Below are 18,380 nucleotides of genomic sequence, written 5' to 3'. Positions count from 1 at the left end.
CATGAATAGATGGATATTGCTATCGCTATGCCTCATGTTTCTGGTGCTGGGTTTATTGCTGTGGTCGGCAAGTAAGCAGAAAGAGGTGCAAGCCAAGGCCAGAGTCAATTTTGAGCAGGCCTTGCCTTATTTTGGGCATATAGAGAGTTTTTTACCAGGGCGAGATGAGGGCTGGGTAGCACGTGCCAAGCTACGTTTTTCTGTTATTTACGGTTTTGATCTTGCACCATGGCATACCGTGACATTTATCTGCCTGGGTTTGCTAATGCTGGGATTCAGTAATCTCTACATGTCGATATTGCCTGCATTGGCCTCTACGCTGATATTGGCACTTCTACTGCTTGTGGTTATCCCTTATATCCGCATGCGGCGCCGTCAGCGCATGATTGTGACGCAAATCCCCTTGTTTATTGACCAAGTCTCACGCGCCTTGTCCAGCGGTAAAAGTGTAGAGGGTGCGGTACGGGGGGTGACAGAAGATATGCAGATGCCATTACGAGCGGTCTTGGATCGTGTAGTGCGCGCCACCGATTTGGGGGCAAGTTTTGCCGATGCTATGCAGAAAGCTGCTGAGCTACATCGCGTCAAAGAGTTAGGACTGATTGCATTGGCTATCCGCATTAGCAGTAATTACGGAAGTTCACCACAAGAGATGCTCAAGAGCATCGTGCAGATGATACGCCAGCATGAGCAGGCTCAACGTGAGCTGGCTGCCATGACAGGCGAAACCAAGATCACGGCCTGGGTATTGTCACTCACCCCCCTGGCGATTGTCGTTTATATGTTTACTGCCAACCCTGGCTATATCGACATGATGCTGCATGATCCATCAGGAGCCTTCATATTCAAGGCCGCCTTGATCATGCAGGGCGTGGGCATCCTGATCTTCTGGCGCATGATGAAGAGCATCTAGCATGAATGTCTGGGTATGGATCAGTGTCTTGGGCTTGTTGGCAGGCAGTGCGCTGTTGATGATTGCGGAGTTTTCCAAACGAACCCGCCATGATGCGCATGCACGCTTTGACGAAGTGTTTGGGCGCAAGCGGGGTGTTCATCTGCCGTCTCCCAAGCGAGGCCTTGAACATTTCATTGAGCGTCTCTCCATTTTGCCTTCAAGCAAGGATAAGGAAATCCTCAAGCTATTGGTGCAGGCAGGCTACAGAGGGCGTGCACGTATTATTTTCAATGCAGTAATCCGGCTTGGGCCACTGGTGACAGCAGTGCTGGTGTTGTTGATCAATTTGATACAAGGGCATGACTTGCTACGTAGCCTCTTGTTTGCCTTGTTCGCGTTTGCATTTTTTTATGTTGGCATCCGTTACTTGTTGCGGAGACTGGCAGCTCGCCGCTGCAAGCTGATCAGCAAGGAAATCACGACTTTTCTCCACATGCTGGTCATGCTCTTTGATTCTGGCCTATCCCTTGAGCATTCCCTGCGCATCATGGTGGAGCAGGCAACTGACATCATGCCGCAACTGGCGCAAGAATTGGAGCGCGTGCTGGCACGGATCAGGGCTGGGCAGGATCAAGGCGAGGCTTTGCTGAGTATGAGCCAAATGCTGGATATTCCCGAATTGACGGAAGCTGTGGCAATGCTGAAGCAGGTGGCACAGCAAGGTGGCAATGTGCGGGATTCCATCATGCGTTATGCCGCACTGATTGAGGAGCGGCAGTTTTCCATGTTGCGCGAACGTGTTAGCAAGTTGTCGGCCAAGATGACCATCGTGATGATGATCTTCATGTTTCCGGCATTGATGATCTTTATCGCTGGCCCTGGCTTTATCGGCTTGGGCAAGGCATTGAGTGGGCAGGGGTGAACATGAAGAAAAAATGCTATTGGGCCAAGATGTTGTGCGTAGCCAGCTTCTCCCTGGCGGCGTTGACAACATTCGCGGATGGTAAGGAACAGAAAGACGGCAAGCAGAGTTGTACAGCCGCAAGCCAGGAAGATCGTACGCAATTGGAGATGATTGCCAAGGTGCTGGGAGAAGGTAAAGCCTATGCAGCCTTAGCATTCCTTGATGCCGCCAAGCTGGATACTCCTGTTGCTCGCTTATATCGAGCCCATGCCTTGCGCCAGACTGCGCAATTTGACCAGGCGGGCGAGTTATACCAGCAGTTGCTTGCGACTTGTGTCGGCGGCTTGGCATACCAGGGGCTGGGCTTGCTTGCAGAAATGCAGGAACAGCACGATACCGCTATTGGTTTCCTCAAGATTGCCAGCCGGATGCTGCCGGTGGATAGCAAGGTGCGAGGCGATTACGGCTATGTCTTGATGATGTATGGCGACCATCAGCCTGCTCTCAGCGAGTTGCTTACCGCGATTGAGCTGGATGGCAGCAATCGGCTTGCCATCCATAACCTCATCATGCTCATGTACAAGACGGGGCAGGATGAGCGTGCTACCCAACTCGCAAGCGACTTCAACATCACGGAGCAACATCTGCAAGGTATTCGCCGAGAAAGTGGCTTGCCTGCATTCAAGATCAATCAGCGCCAGCAATTCTCATCGGGTAGCTGCTATGGCAATACCCAGCTTTGCACCGGCATTTTGAGTCCCCAATTGGAGGTAGTGCAATGATGATGAAATTGCAGAAGACAATCACAGTGCTGGCCTTATACATGGCAACCGCTGCCTTTGCTGATCAAGATTCACAGAAGGCAGAAACGGCTAGTACGCCTTCTCAAGCAGAGGCGTGGTTGGCATTGCAGCGCGAAGGCAGCCAAGCATCGCTCAATAAACAACCTTTGTCCGGCCCTGCCATGGAAAATATTCATAAGCGTTATCTTGAGAGCTTTACCCGCCCCATCCCAGAGCGCTTTGATCCCGGTCAGTTCAACCGACAATGATGCTGACCATGTCTAGACACTCCAAGAAGCAACAACAAGGCGCTATCGGCCTGTTTGGCGTACTTACCCTCATGATGGCTGTGTTATTTGTCGCCGTGGCCGTTGATAGCGGACGGATGTGGATGGTCAAGCGCCAGCTACAGAATGTTGCAGATATGGCCGCGATTGCAGCGGGAGGGCAAGCGGGAGGATGTGGGCAGGGCGGTGGTAGCAATATCCAGCAACAGTTGATCGTGGCGGCTGCCCAAAGTGCTGCCATGGCCAATGGCTTTCAGGGTGATCTCGCTGCCGCACCGAATGCCGTGCAGTTGGGTACTTATGCCACAGATGACAGTGGTGTGCGTACTTTCATGGCAAGCAATACGGAACGCCGTGCTGTTCGGGTATTAGCCACCAGAGAGATACCTTCTAGTTTGTTTGCAGGGGGTATTTTCAATCAAAGGATATTGCTCCAAGCCGAGGCCATGGCGGCTATTCGTACGCCATTCGCGGCGTTCCGAGTGGGTTCTACTGCTGCAGCGATTGATACTGCAGAATCTGCATTGTTGAATAATTTGCTAGGTAGGGTATTGGGTAGCAACCTGAGTTTAAGGGCGATTGATTACCGAGGCCTTGCGAATACCAATGTCACCCTGCTGGATTTGGTTCGAGCTGGTGACGCGCGTGACTTGAATGTTGGATCTGTATCAGAGTTGTTGAACGCGCCTGTTGCACTTAACAACTTCATGCAGATATTGAATCTTGCTGTGACTCAAGAGGGAAGCCAGGCGTCCCTGCTTGGAGGGGTAGACAGGGGGCTTGTACAAAGTGCCTTGAGCCAATTACTAGGGTCGGTGAACACCACACAAGTCAGGCTTGGAAATATATTGCAGGTGAGTAACCCAGACTCCAGTGCGGTAGCTGCTACAGGAATTAACCTTCTATCGTTGATCCAGACAGCAGCTCTTGTTGCCAACGGCAACAATTTTATTAATCTGCCACTAGGGGTCAGCCTGCTTGGCCTGGCAAATATCAGTACCAGTATTCAGGTAATAGAGCCTCCCCAATTAGTGATAGGGCCACCTGCCGTACAAGGAGGAGCTGCATGCACGATCGCGAGAACAGCCCAAGTCAGAGTAAATACTATGGTGAGCACGGCAAACCTCCTAGGTACTTCAGTTGATTTGATGCTGCGTGTTCAGGTGGCACAAGGACGCGCCGAACTGCGTAGTATCGTGGCACAGGGAGCTAATACGCATGTGACGATGGATACTTATCCTGGCTTGGCTACGGTCGCGCTGACTAACACTGCGGGCAATGCTCCGGCAAGGATTAATGTTGGAGTGAATGCCCTTGGTTTGTTGGGATTGTCCGTGTTAAAGGCCGATATACAGCTAAATGTGCCATTGACGCAGCCTGCGCCTGGTAATTTGGTGTTTGATATTGCACATCCTGTGACAAGGGTAGATTCGTGTGTTGCTAACCAATCTCTGCCGCAGTGTCGCAATACTTATGCTGGGTTGGGACAGAGCCTTAATGGTTTGACATCTTCGAGTACGGCATTGCGGTTGAATGTGTGTACGGCTGGAATCAGCCTATTAGGAATACCGCTGCTTGAAGTATGTACCGAGAGATTGGTGGGGGACCTTGTTAACAATGTGCTCAAGGATGTTGTGGTTGGATTGGTCGTACCATTATTAGCTAATGTGAGCACTACCGTGGTTGATCCACTACTAAAGTTACTTGGGATCAATATTGCTGGTATGACCGTGATACTTGATGATGTAAGTTTAAGAGCGGCACAGCCATTACTGCGGTAATAATTTTTTCATTCAAGGCGTTGCTAACTTCAGCCCGACAATCCCAATGATGATCATGGCGACGCTGATTAGCCGCATCGCACTGGTAGGTTCGTTAAAGAGGAATATCCCCATGATGACGGTACCTACAGCCCCGATGCCAACCCACACTGCATAGGCGGTGCCCATGGGCAATGAACGCATCGCTATGCTGAGTAGTACAACACTTAAAACCATTGCAACGACGGTGCCTACGCTGGGCCATAAGCGCGTGAAGCCTTCGCTGTATTTGAGGCCAACTGCCCAGACGACTTCAAGCAGACCTGCAATGGTAAGGATAAGCCAATCCATGAAAAATCCTGATTATTTGATGCACTGTCCTAATGACGACAGTTGTTGTCCTTGAAGGGGCCTTTGATTTGCACCCAGCCATGGCCAGGTGAGGTTTGTAGGCAGACCAGTTTGCTATCCAGCTTGCTTTGCCAGAGATACCAGGGAGCAGGCGCCGCAGCGAGCGGTGCCGAGCATAATATTAAACCTAGTAATATCAATCGCCATGCCGGATTCATGGCGATATTCTACAGAGAATTACGACGCTTATGCCACAGTGTCGTGTTGTTCTATGGGGCGTTTTTCAAAGCGCCCGAGATGCAGCATGATGGCAGGCATAACGAGCAAGTTGAGCAGGGTAGACGTAACTAAACCACCTACGATGATGGTGGCCATGGGGCCTTCGATTTCGCGCCCTGGCTCGCCACTGCCCAAAGCGAGTGGCAGCAAGCCCAAGCCTGTTACCAAGGCTGTCATGAGGATGGAGGGTAAGCGCTCCGTTGCTCCGCGGATGGCGGTTTCCAGGTTCCATTCCAAGCCCTCGTGATCAATCAGGTGCTGATAGTGTGAAATCAGCATGATGGAGTTGCGCAGGGTGATGCCAAACAGGGTCACAAACCCGACCATGGAACCTATGGATATCCAGCCACCTGCCAGAATGGCGGCAAAAATGCCGCCTATCAAGGCAAATGGCAGGTTGAAAAAGGTGAGTACCAGGTTACGCAAGTTTCCCAGTGCGATGTATAGCAGGAGGAATATTCCGCCAAAAGCCAGCAGGGAATGCACGATAAGGTCTTGACTGGCTTGACTCTCGGCTTGCGCTTCACCGCTGAAGGCAAGGTAATTGCCTGGAGAAAGCGTGACCTCGCGATTGATGTTGTGGCGCGCACGCTGGTAGAAGTCGTGGACATCACCTTCCCGCAGGTTAGCCGTGACGGTCTGGATGCGTTTGGCTCCTAAGTGCAGGATCTTGGATTGACCATTTTCCTGCCGGATGTCTGCAACGTCCTGGAGCTGAAGCATACGGCCTTCATTATTGCGCAAGGGTAATTTGCCTACCTGCTGTATATGTTGTCTAGCTTCCGGAGCAAGCACCACGGCAACACCGATGACGCGGTTGCCCTGATAAACCTGATTGACTGGCATGCTCTCATAGGCGATGCGGATGGTATCCAGCACATCACTGGGGTGCAGGCCAAATTGCAGCAGCTTCTCTGGTAATAGCCTGATGACTAGCTGTGGAGTACCCGGTGGGGATTGAATCATGACATCGGTAGCTCCTGGCGTATCCGCCAGGGCGGCCGCGACTGCTGCCGCATCGCGATTCAGGCCATCGAGATCACGCCCGTAAATATTGATGACCAGGGTTGCAGCATAGCCAGAGATGGTTTCTTCTATACGTTCTGTCAGGAAGGTGTTGATGGCAAAGTTGACGCCGACAAATCCGGGATAACCTGGCCCATCGTCATCCATGCCGGATAGTTTTTCACGAATATCTTCCAGGATGCGACGTTGCTCCGCACCTGACAGGGCACCGATTTCGATCTCGAATTCACTGTAATGCGTGCCAAAGGTATCTGCGCCATTGGGAGCACGCCCTACCCACTGGGCAACCGAACGTACGCCTTCTATGCTTTGCAAGACTTCGGTGACTTTTTTGCCGATACGCAGGGACTCCTGTTCAGATGTGCCCGGCACTGCAGTCATGTGCATGATGTAATGACCTTCATGCAGGCTGGGAATAAACTGGCTCTTGAACAGTGGTAGCGTAGTGAGGCCCAGTGCAATGAATAGCAGGGTGCCACCGATCAGCAGTTTGTAATGTGGTTCAATGCTGCGCAGGCAGCGCACATAGCAGCGCTTGATCATGCGGATAATGGGAGAGTCTTCTGTTTTCAGGTTGGCGGATTTGCCAAGCAGTAAATAGCAGAGAGCAGGGGTGATCGTGAGCGCAATCAGCAATGACGCCATGATAGCCAGGATATAAGCAATACCCAACGGGGCAAACAGCTTGCCAGCGACCCCCCCTATGGTTAGCAAAGGCAGGAAAACCAGCGCCACAATGAAGGTGGCATACACCACTGAGCTGCGCACCTCCATCGATGCCTGGAATACCACGTGATGTAATGGAGCAGGGTTAGCCAATAACCGGTTTTCGCGAATGCGGCGAAAGATGTTTTCTGAGTCAATGATGGCATCATCAACCACTTCGCCCAGCGCAATCGCCAGGCCGCCCAGCACCATGATGTTGAGGCCCATGCCAAAGTGCTGCAAGACCACGATGGCTGTCAGTAAAGAGAGTGGAATAGCGGTGGCGGAAATGAATGCAGCACGTACGTTGAACAGGAACAAAAACAAGATGCCGATCACTAGGGCAGAGCCGATGAGAATGTCGATTTGCACGCTCTTGGTGGCAGTCTCGATAAAATTGGCTGGGCGGAATAGTGCAGGGTGCAGCGTTACTTCCTTGGTATCCAGTACCGGGCCAAGTTCAACGAGGGCTGCCTCAACCGCCTGGGTGACCCCCTTGGTATTCGCGCCTAGCTGGGATTGCACCGAGAGATATATCCCCGTTTTACCATTGATAGCCGCAGCGCTAATGGAGGGCACCGCGCCTTCAACAACCTGCCCGATATCGGCAATCCGCAGGGTTTGGCCTGAGACATGTAGCAGTGCAGTACGTGATAGTTGGTGGGGGTTGAGTGCCTGGCCTTCAGTATTGATGATGATGCGCTGGTTGGTGTTTTCGATAAAACCAGCTCCGCGTATGCCGGTGCTGCGGCTCACGGCATCGACGACTTGCTGCAGGGAAAGGTTGTAGCGCACCAGTTTGGCTGGGTTGACTTGTATCTGGAGTTGGCGCACTTCACCGCCAAACACATTGACATCCGCAACCCCTTGCACTGCCATCAAGTGCGGTTTGATTGTCCAGTCCACCAGCGTGCGCAGCTCACTCAAGCTCCTGACGTCAGAGGTAAGGCCGATGCCCAATACAGTGCTGGCGGAGGATGTGAGTGGCGTGATATTGGGGACAATGCCGGCTGGCAAGATGCTATTGAGCGTGGCAAGCCGCTCTGCGACAACCTGGCGATTGCGGTAGATATCCGTGGATTCATCAAAAATCACGGTGATAACAGAGAGGCCGGGGATAGATTGCGACCGTATGCTGCTGATGCCGACAGTCCCGGCAATACCGTTCTCTAGTGGCTGTGTGACGAGTGACTCGACCAGCTCGGCAGACAGGCCGGGCGACTCAGTCTGGATGATCAACTGGGTGGGGGCAAACTCAGGGAATACATCAAGGTGGCTATGAATCGTCTTGTAGACACCATAGACCACCAACATGATGGCGAGCGCCATCATCACGCCACTATGGCGTATTGAAAAACGGATCAGGGCTGACATCATGGTTATTCAGCTCCTAGTCGTCATTTTCATTCTTGATCTGGTACTTGAGTTCCTCAGAAAGCAGGAGCTGGGCACCATGGATGACGATGCTATCTCCGGGCTTGAATTTATCCCTGTTAAACCATCCCTGATCACTTTCTTTATCTGTATCAATGGGTTCGCGTACAAATTTTTCTGTCGTGTACTGACGATATACCCATGCCTTACCGCCATACCAGACAACGGCTTGTGGCGGTACAATCACCCCGCTCATCATGTTGGCCGTATCAAGCTCTTGAGTGCTCAGTCGCATGCCTGCCCGCAGGTTGGCCGCTGGTGCCGTGTAAAAATAAGTTTTGCCTTGCAGTACAGGGTCCGCCTGTGGCGAGAGGGCAAGTAAATGCGCCGTGATGGGTGGAATACCGCTCCCAACCGGGGTAACGTGTAATGTGCTGGTGGGGTGGGTTTGTTGTGTAGGCAAGGCGATACGTAACAACACTTGCTTGTACTCCAGCAAAGCATTGATCTCGGCACTTGGCTTGGGCTCTAGCATGCCTAGCCCAAGGCGATCTCCCCATTGCTGTCGTGCTGTGTAGCGCAGGTTATCGAGTGCCGCTTCATGTGCCTGTAGCTTGGCCAAGTCACTCTTGTAGAGCGCTTCGGCGGATATGACCATTCTGTCTGAGATATTGCGCTCATGCTGATTGAGCAACGACAGGCGTTCGTAGTCATTTTTACTGTTAGCCAGGGCTGCCTGTGCCACGGCGAGGTCACCCAGTGCACTCATGTATTGGCTACGCAGGCCCAATAAGCCATCCAGGCTTAACACATTCCCCAGGCTTTCTAGCGTTGTTTGATATTTTGCCATGCTGAGAGGTTCGGTACGGATGTCACTTTGTTGTTGGGTTTCTGCACTCAGGATGATCGTGCTGATGCCAGCCTCGGTATGGACACGTTGCGGGCTTTCAATTTCTTCCTCTTCATTGAATGCCTCGAATTCATCTTTACTGAACAATACCAGCAACCAAAGCAATACAACGATGAGGCCAGCCTGGATGATGATGACGGCGGTGGCTTTTTTACTCATGACGTGATTTCCTGGCGAGGCTTGGGCGTGGGGTGTTCAGCATCGGCTGGCATGGACTTGAGATTCTCCATAGGCAGCTGCATGCTATCTTCAAGCGCAGCTGCGGCGCGTTGTATCTGATACTCAGCCGAGATTAGCCGTTGCTTGGCAAGCAGGTTTTCCAACTGATAAGTAAACAACTCCAGGCGGTCAGCAAACCCATGCTCAAAGCGTAGTTTGGCTTGCTCTGTCTGGTTTTGCTGTGCTTCATATACATGGCGAGCTTGTTCCAGTGCCTGCAAGGCTGAGCGATAACGGCTCCTGGAGCTGTCCATGGCGGCGATGACGCGTGCCTGTAAAGCTTCAAATTGTGCAGCTTCTGTTTCGCGTAATGCGATTGCCTCGGCAATCTGGCCTTGGTTACGGTGCAGGATATGCAAAAGGCTGTTAATGCCCAATGACCAGATATGGAATCCTTCTTCATAGTTATAAGCAGGGGCAAGGCTGATGTCAGGATATTGGCGTGCAATTTCGAGTCGCACGCGTGCCTCGCTTGCAGCATAACTTGCCAGCCCTGCCCGTATATCAACCCGGTTCAACAGTGCGGCATCTTGCGTGGCTGGGTTAAGCGTGTTGATCATGGCGGTATCGTGCCGCATGCCCAGCAACTGATCCACAGTGTCTAATCTCAACTGCAATTGATCAAATTTATTGAGTGGTAAGCCCGCATTGCTGGCAAGCTGGGTCTTGAGCTCGTCCATGCGCCCTTGTTCTTCTACCACTGCCTGCTCTGTTTTCTGCCATTGCAGCTTTGCATTACTCAATTCGACGCTGGAAATCATGCCAGCCTGCAAGCGCAGCGTAAGCATGGTGACAATCTCTTCACGTAACTTGGCTTCTTGCTGGAGCAGGACCAGGTTCTGGTGAGCTGCATTGAACTCAATCCAGCTTGAAAGCAAGCGGTAACGCAGATTCCATGTGGTTTGGGCAATATTGAGGCGAGCACTTTCTGATAGGTTCGTCGCCATATCAATCCTCGCCTGGCGCTTGCCAGCCGTTTCAATCGGGATATTAAAACTCAGGCTATAGACTTCAGGAACCTCAGGTTCATTGCGACGACCAGCACCCATCGATATCCCGGGGTTGGGCCGTTGGGCTGCCGTTGTGATGGAGGCCATGGCACGGCTAAGCTGGGTGCGGGCAACATCAAGGTCGGGATGAAAATACAGTGTGCAGAGCATGAGCTCCTGCCATCCCCATTCCCCAGGTAAGTTGTGATGACCCTCTGCCTGCAAATAAGCCAGAAAGCCGCTATCTCCCGTATCGTGTGCCCGTAACGAAACATGCCCCTGTGCTGCCGCAATAGGATGAGCTTGGTATTGCTGATAGCCACATCCTGTTGCCAGCAAGCTGCACAGCGTGATTGTCGTCCATCGTCCGGGCGGCTGTTTTATTGTTTTCATCGCGCCGTCATTATTCACTCCATGCCCGATGGTACAACCTGACAGAGTTGGCGGCAATGGCGTCAATACACAAGATAATGAATGTTGCTATCCAATACGCTGCGTGTTCCATCTGCAACAAGGGCGTGTTGCTGTTGTTGCAGTAATAGATAAGGTTTTTCTGTGGTGCAACAAAATTAAAGTGGATATAGAAATATATAAATCATGAAATTAAGAGATGTTCTTAATTGTTTGATTTAGTTTAATTGTATGGTGGAATGAAATTTGCCATCCCCAAGTCAGCGTCATGCGCTGATCCAGCTTCGTGAGCTGGATCCATAAATTTTCTTGGGGAGTAATGCAATGAGGCAAATACCAACGGGTACCAAGCGCTTGAGCTCTTTAGTTCAGCTTGCGCTGGTGCTATATGCCCATCACGGCTATGCGGAAGAAAGTGAGGCGGAGGCTGAACCCGCAGACCTTGGATCAGTCGTCGTGGTGAGCGATAAAAAAATCAGCGATACCTATCTAGGGGATACCAAGATTGAAACAACACCTGGGTCACGTGCTACGTTGACCAAGTTTCAATTGGAGAAGCTGGGAGGAATAGGCACTGTATATGATTCGCTAAAGTTTCTGCCAGGCGTGAATTCACAGGGGGGTAACTCATGGGGAGCTGGTGGTGCAGGTTTCACTGTTCGTGGGTTTAGTGGCAGCCAAATTGGGATTGTGCGTGATGGATTGCCCTTGAATGATCCCTTGTTCCAAATGGCAGTTGGCAGTGTGATTGGCGACCCAGAGGACTATGAGTCGATCAGCTTGATCTATGGTTCTTCAGCAATCTCCTTGCCTAGTGTGACTGCTAGTGGGGGTAGCATCATCCTGAAAACCGTTGCCCCTACGCCAGAGGCTGGAGTGTTTTTCAAGCAGACATTTGGTAATAACGATGTCCAAAAAACCTATGCCAGAGTGAATTTTGGTGAACATGCTGGATTTTCAGGGTGGATATCGGTTTCTGATAGCCGATATGACAATTGGCAAGCGAGTGACTTGAGGGCGCAAACCAAGCGTGCGGGCGCAAACCTGCAATATGCATGGAATGAAAACAGCATCAACTTGATCATTTCCACACAGGAGCTGGAAAACTGGAGCACCATGCCCAAGACCAAGGCCCAGTTTGATTCATTGCCTTATCGCAGTGGCTATGCGCTGACTACTTACCCGACCTATTCTGGTACCACTGGCGTGAATGACAATGTTGTGAATGGTACGACACCATCTAGCCAATGGCTGATGTCGACAAGCTTTCATGTGCAGAACTACATGATCAATAGCCACTTCAAGCTTGCCGACAATCTCGATCTTTCCATAGATCCATATTTTCAGCGGATTCGTGGAGGAACATCTTCGGCAGGGCCGTTTGCATTAAATGAAACGCTGCTCAATGTCGACCTGAATCGAGATGGTGACCAACTGGACACCGGAGTGCCATTTGCACGCCAGATGTTACCGGCTCAGTATCGGCCAGGTATTTCAGCAAGATTGGATTGGCAACTTACCGCTACCAATAAACTGCAGTTGGGGGCTTGGTATGAGCGTTGGCATTCACGACAGACCTTCTCCTATGTTCCGATCAAGTCTAACGGTAAACCCTATACGACCAACGGAGAGAGCAATATTGCGTCAGATGGGCGTGGCAACCCAATCTATATGTCTGACCAGCGCACTGACTCGCCGACGCTCAAGCTTTGGGCTGAGGATATCTGGAATGCGACTGAGAGATTGAAAGTTACGGCTGCATTGGCATATCAGCATACCAAGCTGGAAGGTAAGAATATTGGGCAAGTCCTGAGTAGTGGTGCAATTAATTACAGCAATCCAGGCTATGAGCGTGATGCGACTTATGAGCGCTTCTTGCCGGCTTTTTCGCTGGATTATCAGGCTGACCAGAACAACCAAGTCTATTACAGCGCCTCATCCAATATGCGGATACCTGCAGCAGCTTCGCTATATGGTGCTGTGGGTACTTCACAAAAACCAGAAACCACCATTAACCAGGAGGTGGGATGGCGCTACCGCGACAGTCGCTTGAGCACTAGCCTGGCTTTGTTCCTTGATGATTTCAAGAATCGTCAAGTCTCTTACCAAACGCCTAGTTTTGTCACTGCGTATTACAACGCCGGAAAAGTCGAGACCAAAGGGGCTGAATTTGCCTTGAATGGTTTGCTGCCTCATAACTTCAATTATGCCGCTTCGTACGCCTATGTTGCGGCTACCCAAAAGGAAGATTTTGAGCTGGAGGGGGGCGTTACTGTTGGTGGGCGAAATGCCCTGCCAACCAAGGGTAAGCAATTGTTCAACACGCCCAAGCACTTGGCGACGATTGGCATAGGGTATGACGATGGCAGTTTATATGGCGATATCCGTGCTTTTTATAAAGGTAGCCTTTACGGGGACCTAACTAACCATGAAAAGATTGCTGCTGTCACCACCGTCAACCTTGCCTTGGGTTATCGCTGGAATAATCTTGGTCGCTATTTCAAGAGTGGGGTCTTTAGCCTGAACGTCAACAACCTGTTTGATAAACAGTATCTACAGGGAGTGAATACAGGGCGTTTTTCCTCTGATCCCAGCTTGGCACCGTCTCAACTCGTTGGCCCTGCCACTTATGTATTAGCCGAACCCAGGACTATCGTCGGTAGCCTGCAGCTTAATTTTTAATCAATCCAAGGAGTTGGCCTTCGCCGAATGGCCATTCCACTTACATCATATCCGTAGAGGTAAATGAATAATGAATAAGCAATTTTCACTGCTAATGAGTGGTCTGACGACTACTCTTTACCTGTTTTCCATGCCTGTGATTGCTGGTACGGCAACTATTGCTGACCTGCCTGCTCCCTTAAGAGTCGCCCCTAGTATCAAGGGCGAGCGTCAGCAGGCTGGCTCACAACTTGGAACAATCCATCACACCAAAATCGCGGACAAGCTTTCTCATCCTTGGTCGATTGCTTTCTTGCCAGATGGCAATTTCTTGATCACCGAGAGAACAGGGAAGTTACGCCGCATTACTCCGCAAGGTGAGGTTTCTGATCCCATTCAAGGAGTGCCTAAGGTCTTTGTTGGCGGTCATGGCGGCTTGCTGGATGTTGCATTGGCACCAGACTTCAAGAAAAGCCAGACAGTTTATCTGTCATATTCGGAAGGTACTGGCGATGATGAGCCCGTCGGGCTTGCCGTAGCAACAGCAAGATTGGAGCAAGGTAGTCTCGAGGATTTTAAGGTGATCTATCGTCAGGAACCCAAGCAGGCAGAGTCTCCTTACTGGGAGTTCGGTGGCCGCTTCCTTTTTGATGACAAGGGGCATGTGTTCATCACGCATGGCGACAATCACGTTAATCTTGCCCCACAACAACTGGATAAACTTGCCGGTAAAGTTGTGCGCCTGAATCTTGATGGATCTGTCCCCAAGGACAACCCATTTGTTGGCAAGAAGAGTGCTCGCCCAGAGATTTGGTCCTATGGCCACCGCAACGCCGAAGGCATAGGTTTTCATCCTATTACAGGCCAAATCTGGACGACTGACCAAGGGCCTCGTGGTGGGGATGAGCTCAATATCGTACAGCCTGGTAAAAACTATGGTTGGCCGATCGCGAGTTATGGCGTTGATTACACGGGTAAGCAGACGGCAGAAACCAAAGGACCTCACAAGCGTGGGGACGGATTTGAGCCGCCGGTTTATTACTGGGCAAAATCACCGGCATTATCCAGCCTCACATTTGTGACTGCTGACTCGGCGTGGAAAGGCAACTTGTTGCTAGGGTCCCTCGCGGACAAACAGCTCATCCGTCTTGAGCTGGATGGTAACAAGGTCGTTCATGAAGAGCGCCTGCTGGCTCATTTGGCGCAGCGTATACGCGATGTGCGTCAAGGTCCAGATGGTTTTATTTATGTGCTGACAGATGATCCCAATGGAGCGCTTTACAAGATCGAGCCGCCAAAGCGTTAATTGAACTATGCCCCGTAATAGGTTTGCGGGGTTTTGTATTTTAAAACAGGAGAATAATGTGAAAAATTTATGGATATGGGGGTTGGGAGTGATGATTGTCAGCAGCCATGTGGCGTTGGCTGATCAAGTAAAAGCAGACCTGACATATAACAGTATCCAGGCAAGAACTGACACTGTGCTGGAAGTAAAATCGGCCACATTCAAGCATGGTGAGAGTATTCCCTTGGAAAACTCAAGCTATGGTGACTCATTATCTCCAGCTCTATCCTGGAGTGTTGGACCAGCAGGTACCAAGAGTTATGCGATATTGCTGGAGGATGAAGATGGTATCAAGGATGGTAAGCCCATCGTGCATTGGGTGGTGTACAACATTCCTGGCACAGTAACTTCTTTGCCTGCCGATTTGCCTAAAGATGGCAAATTGATAAAACCTGATGGCGTATTACAGGGAGTCACTATCAGTGGGAGGACTGGTTATCTTGGCCCGCGTCCGCGTCCATTGACGGGTACTCATCATTACTATTTCCAAGTGTATGCCCTGGATAATATCTTGGCTGTGCCAGAAGGAGTGTCACGGGAACAGTTTGTAGAAGCCTTGCGAGGAAAAGTACTGGCAAAAGGAAAACTTGAGGGAGTCTATGAGTCTCCCCGCGACTAGCGTTAGCCCGCAATAATCGCCTGAACCGAGTTCAATGCATCTTGTAGCGTTTCCTCCGAGAGCTTGTTGATGTTGCTTGCAAGTAACTCAGCAGCCTCTTCGGTACCTGCTGGTAGATCATGGCTATCCAGCTCAGCAATCAACCCAGCAGCAGCACCAGTAACTTTCAATAATGATTGGCGCTCCCGCATGAGAATCTCAAGTTCGGCCCGCAACATATTGATTTCATCTTGATTGATCGTGCTTTGCATAAACTACTTTCTTTAGTGCATTGAACAGTGTTGATATTGTCTAGCTTTGAGGAATGTGTCAAATAAGCCAACCCTATAGATGGGCGGGTTGAAGGATTAGGCTTTTGTCTGATGAGGTAATGATTTTTACTACACGAGTGACTACACGCTTTAATTCGACTGAATTAATTACTCATAAGTCACTGGTGCGAAAGGAGAGACTCGAACTCTCACGCCTCGCGGCGCTGGAACCTAAATCCAGTGCGTCTACCAATTCCGCCACTTTCGCTTACCATGTTCGTAGTGTAGATATGCCTCTAAGCATCTACGAAGGGATCGGATTATAGCGCAGTTTTAATTGTGTAGCTAATCTAAGTATAGATTTTCTGATAAAGCTGTAAATTCTTGATCAGCCTTTCTCGGTCGTGGCGCTTTTGCTTTTGAGGGATTGTATTTTGACGAATCTACGACCTAAATCAGTCAATACTAAAATGGACACTTTCTCAATTTGCCAAGGATATTCGTGGGATGTGCTGGTAACAAACCAAGGTTGTTTAATCAGACCTTGGCGATGGGCATATTGCAAGCATACAACCTCTACTTGGAATCGAACCATATCTTGTTGGTTGGAAGGTTGGAAGGTAGTTTCTCCATTCTCTATCCTGCGTAAAATTTCCAAAAGTCTGTCCATGATCATTCTCCCCAAAGCATAGGTCACTCTGAAGCGGGGTATCACATATTTTGTTGATCATTTTGGTAATGTAGATCGTCAGCAACATGCATACACGGCGCTTACTGTAATCGTGCAGAAATTACAAAATCAATTTGCTGTACGTGGTGCTAATGTAGGTGCTTTGCTCAGGCGCTACTATCAGTGCGGATGCCGAGCTTGTGTAAGATAAGTCCGACCATTACATGCTTAATGAAGGGTGTGGGCAGATTGCTCTTGCAATCGTTTGTTCGCAATCAAGGTAATTGGCGAAGATATTGTCTTAGACCTGTAATGGTTTTAATGGGACAATGGCCGCTAATGAAATTACAGTGTTGGTTTGGGAAGTGTTGAAAGAGGTATTTGGTAACGATGACAATAAAAAAGCACCGCCTGAATTCAGTAACGGTGCCTCTTTGTTATCAACTATTTGGTGCCAGAAGAAAACCAGAATAGTCATCCAGGTTAATCTGATCTAATCCAAAAATATCCTCGCAAAATCCTTTCATAATAGGGTGTTGTAGAAAATACTGTGCAACGCCATCCAAAATAGTCCAACACAATCCAGCAAGTTTTTGGTATATTTTTCGGTATATAAATTTCGGTAGTACCCGAACGCTATGCCTAAACTCGCCAAAGGTCTAACAATCAAGCAGATTGATGCTGCCAAGCCAGGAAAGACGCTGGCTGATGGGCGTGGTTTGTCATTGGTTGTTGATGCTGGTGGAAATAAGCGCTGGGTGTTTCGTTATACGCGCCCTGATGGCCGCCGGAACTGGATCGGCCTCGGCTCATATCCTGAAACCTCTTTACCTGTGGCTAGAGCACTTGCCCAGGATCAGAGGGAGAGGCTTGCCGCTGGGATTGATCCTGCTGTCGCAAAGCAAGAAGCCAAGCAGCAACTCAAAGCCAGCATCAGGGGAACATTCAAGTCAGTGGGTGAGGAATGGCATGCCCACAAATCGAAAAGCTGGGCCTCAGAGACGGCGCGAAAGGCTAGGGAGGTACTAGACGATTACCTTTACCCTAAAATTGGCCCTAGAGCGATTTCTGAGCTTTCCAGCGCTGATGTCAAACCTGTGCTGCTGTATGTCCATGAGCGCGGCCCGAGATTGGCCGTGAAAGCCAGGCAATACGTGAACCAGATTGTTGACTATGCCATTCAGGAAGGCTTGCGCGAAGATGGCAAGCTGCTATCCCTCAAGGGTGTGTTGCCCAAGACAGAGAGGGCACATTACGCGGCAGTGACCAAAACCAACGACTTGCCCAGTATGTTGGACAAGATCAACGATATCGACTCCCACAAAATGCGAGTTGCAGTGCAAACCCTGCTATATACCGCTTCGCGTCCTGGTGTGGTGGCGGGCATGCTCAAATCAGAACTGGATCTGCAGGCAGGGGAGTGGCACGTATCAGCCAAGCGCATGAAAACAGGCAATGACCATATTACCCCATTGCCTAAGCAACTAATCCCATTGCTGCAAGAAGCGATTGCCTACAGTGGCAACTCTCCATTTGTGTTCCCTGGTGAGCGTGACCCAATGGGTAAGCACCTGAATCGGGATAGCATCAGCAAGGCGCTGCGAGAGGCTGGCTTGCGTGGTGTGACAGTTTCCCATGGCTTCAGGGCGACATTCAGAACCATCGCTCGTGAGCGCTTGAGGATTGATCCTGACGTGCTGGAAGCTCAAATAGCCCATGCCAAGAAAGATGAGATACAGGCCGCCTATGATCGCGCGCAATTTCTGGAAGAGCGCCACCAGATTATTCAGCGATGGGCAGATTACATTGATGCAGTGCAGAGTGGGGCGAAAGTCATCCCATTGAAAACGGCATAAAGAGCAACACCGCCGCCTGACGGTATCAGGCATTAGCGGGAAGGCTGGTTAACTGTGAGAGGTCCACCAGCCAACCCTCACCACAA

General features: G+C 50.4%; 15 protein-coding genes and 1 tRNA gene. 9 read left to right on the top strand and 7 right to left on the bottom strand.

Features of this window, described 5'->3' with window-relative positions; all coding sequences use genetic code 11:
- Position 1: 1 nt before the first annotated feature.
- From LG202_RS05555 to LG202_RS05535, 5 genes are read left to right on the top strand one after another with little or no spacing between them, the layout of a single operon-like run.
- Complete coding sequence (locus tag LG202_RS05555; RefSeq protein ID WP_230347406.1) at positions 2 to 913, top strand: type II secretion system F family protein; 912 nt, start codon at positions 2 to 4, stop codon at positions 911 to 913.
- 1 nt (position 914) lies between these two features.
- The gene (locus LG202_RS05550) at positions 915 to 1,817 is read left to right on the top strand and encodes a type II secretion system F family protein (RefSeq protein WP_230347405.1); all 903 of its coding nucleotides are present in this window, start codon (positions 915 to 917) and stop codon (positions 1,815 to 1,817) included.
- Positions 1,818 to 1,819: 2 nt separating this feature from the next.
- Positions 1,820 to 2,581, top strand: a complete 762-nt coding sequence (locus LG202_RS05545) for a tetratricopeptide repeat protein (RefSeq protein WP_230347404.1) — start codon at positions 1,820 to 1,822, stop codon at positions 2,579 to 2,581.
- Complete coding sequence (locus LG202_RS05540; RefSeq protein WP_230347403.1) at positions 2,578 to 2,850, top strand: DUF3613 domain-containing protein; 273 nt, start codon at positions 2,578 to 2,580, stop codon at positions 2,848 to 2,850. Before LG202_RS05545 ends, LG202_RS05540 begins: the two co-directional genes overlap by 4 nt.
- An 8-nt stretch (positions 2,851 to 2,858) precedes the next feature.
- Positions 2,859 to 4,649 (top strand): TadG family pilus assembly protein, encoded by a 1,791-nt coding sequence (locus LG202_RS05535; protein WP_230347402.1) that lies wholly within the window; start codon positions 2,859 to 2,861, stop codon positions 4,647 to 4,649.
- Positions 4,650 to 4,661: 12 nt separating this feature from the next.
- Here the strand turns inward: LG202_RS05535 and sugE are convergent, their stop codons facing one another.
- The 4 genes from sugE to LG202_RS05515 all read right to left on the bottom strand — a co-directional run bounded on the left by sugE (position 4,662) and on the right by LG202_RS05515 (position 10,874).
- Complete coding sequence (gene sugE / locus LG202_RS05530) at positions 4,662 to 4,979, bottom strand: quaternary ammonium compound efflux SMR transporter SugE (protein WP_230347401.1); 318 nt, start codon at positions 4,977 to 4,979, stop codon at positions 4,662 to 4,664.
- A 246-nt stretch (positions 4,980 to 5,225) separates the two neighbouring features.
- Positions 5,226 to 8,366, bottom strand: a complete 3,141-nt coding sequence (locus tag LG202_RS05525; protein WP_230347400.1) for an efflux RND transporter permease subunit — start codon at positions 8,364 to 8,366, stop codon at positions 5,226 to 5,228.
- A 13-nt stretch (positions 8,367 to 8,379) separates the two neighbouring features.
- Positions 8,380 to 9,432 (bottom strand): efflux RND transporter periplasmic adaptor subunit, encoded by a 1,053-nt coding sequence (locus tag LG202_RS05520; RefSeq protein ID WP_230347399.1) that lies wholly within the window; start codon positions 9,430 to 9,432, stop codon positions 8,380 to 8,382.
- On the bottom strand, positions 9,429 to 10,874 hold the full coding sequence (locus tag LG202_RS05515; protein WP_230347398.1) for a TolC family protein: 1,446 nt from the start codon (positions 10,872 to 10,874) through the stop codon (positions 9,429 to 9,431). Before LG202_RS05515 ends, LG202_RS05520 begins: the two co-directional genes overlap by 4 nt.
- A 342-nt stretch (positions 10,875 to 11,216) precedes the next feature.
- On the opposite strand from LG202_RS05515, the gene LG202_RS05510 reads away from it, so the two are divergent.
- The 3 genes from LG202_RS05510 to LG202_RS05500 all read left to right on the top strand — a co-directional run bounded on the left by LG202_RS05510 (position 11,217) and on the right by LG202_RS05500 (position 15,517).
- The gene (locus LG202_RS05510; RefSeq protein ID WP_230347397.1) at positions 11,217 to 13,574 is read left to right on the top strand and encodes a TonB-dependent receptor; all 2,358 of its coding nucleotides are present in this window, start codon (positions 11,217 to 11,219) and stop codon (positions 13,572 to 13,574) included.
- 70 nt (positions 13,575 to 13,644) lie between these two features.
- Entirely contained in the window at positions 13,645 to 14,859 is a 1,215-nt protein-coding gene (locus tag LG202_RS05505; RefSeq protein ID WP_230347396.1) for a PQQ-dependent sugar dehydrogenase, read from the top strand.
- A gap of 58 nt (positions 14,860 to 14,917) precedes the next feature.
- Entirely contained in the window at positions 14,918 to 15,517 is a 600-nt protein-coding gene (locus LG202_RS05500) for a YbhB/YbcL family Raf kinase inhibitor-like protein (RefSeq protein ID WP_230347395.1), read from the top strand.
- A gap of 2 nt (positions 15,518 to 15,519) precedes the next feature.
- Here LG202_RS05500 and LG202_RS05495 read toward each other — a convergent pair whose 3' ends face one another.
- From LG202_RS05495 to LG202_RS05485, 3 genes are all read right to left on the bottom strand, one after another.
- The gene (locus LG202_RS05495; RefSeq protein WP_230347394.1) at positions 15,520 to 15,768 is read right to left on the bottom strand and encodes a hypothetical protein; all 249 of its coding nucleotides are present in this window, start codon (positions 15,766 to 15,768) and stop codon (positions 15,520 to 15,522) included.
- Between the two features lie 183 nt (positions 15,769 to 15,951).
- Positions 15,952 to 16,036: transfer RNA gene (locus tag LG202_RS05490), tRNA-Leu, on the bottom strand.
- A 120-nt stretch (positions 16,037 to 16,156) separates the two neighbouring features.
- Entirely contained in the window at positions 16,157 to 16,438 is a 282-nt protein-coding gene (locus LG202_RS05485; RefSeq protein ID WP_230347393.1) for a hypothetical protein, read from the bottom strand.
- Between the two features lie 638 nt (positions 16,439 to 17,076).
- Between LG202_RS05485 and LG202_RS05480 the strand changes: the two genes are divergently transcribed.
- On the top strand, positions 17,077 to 18,294 hold the full coding sequence (locus LG202_RS05480) for a tyrosine-type recombinase/integrase (protein WP_230347392.1): 1,218 nt from the start codon (positions 17,077 to 17,079) through the stop codon (positions 18,292 to 18,294).
- Positions 18,295 to 18,380 lie beyond the last annotated feature (86 nt).

The organism is Methylobacillus methanolivorans (assembly GCF_054588515.1).
The sequence above is the reverse complement of the archived record's forward strand: the minus strand, read 5'-3'. Positions and strand labels throughout refer to the sequence as shown.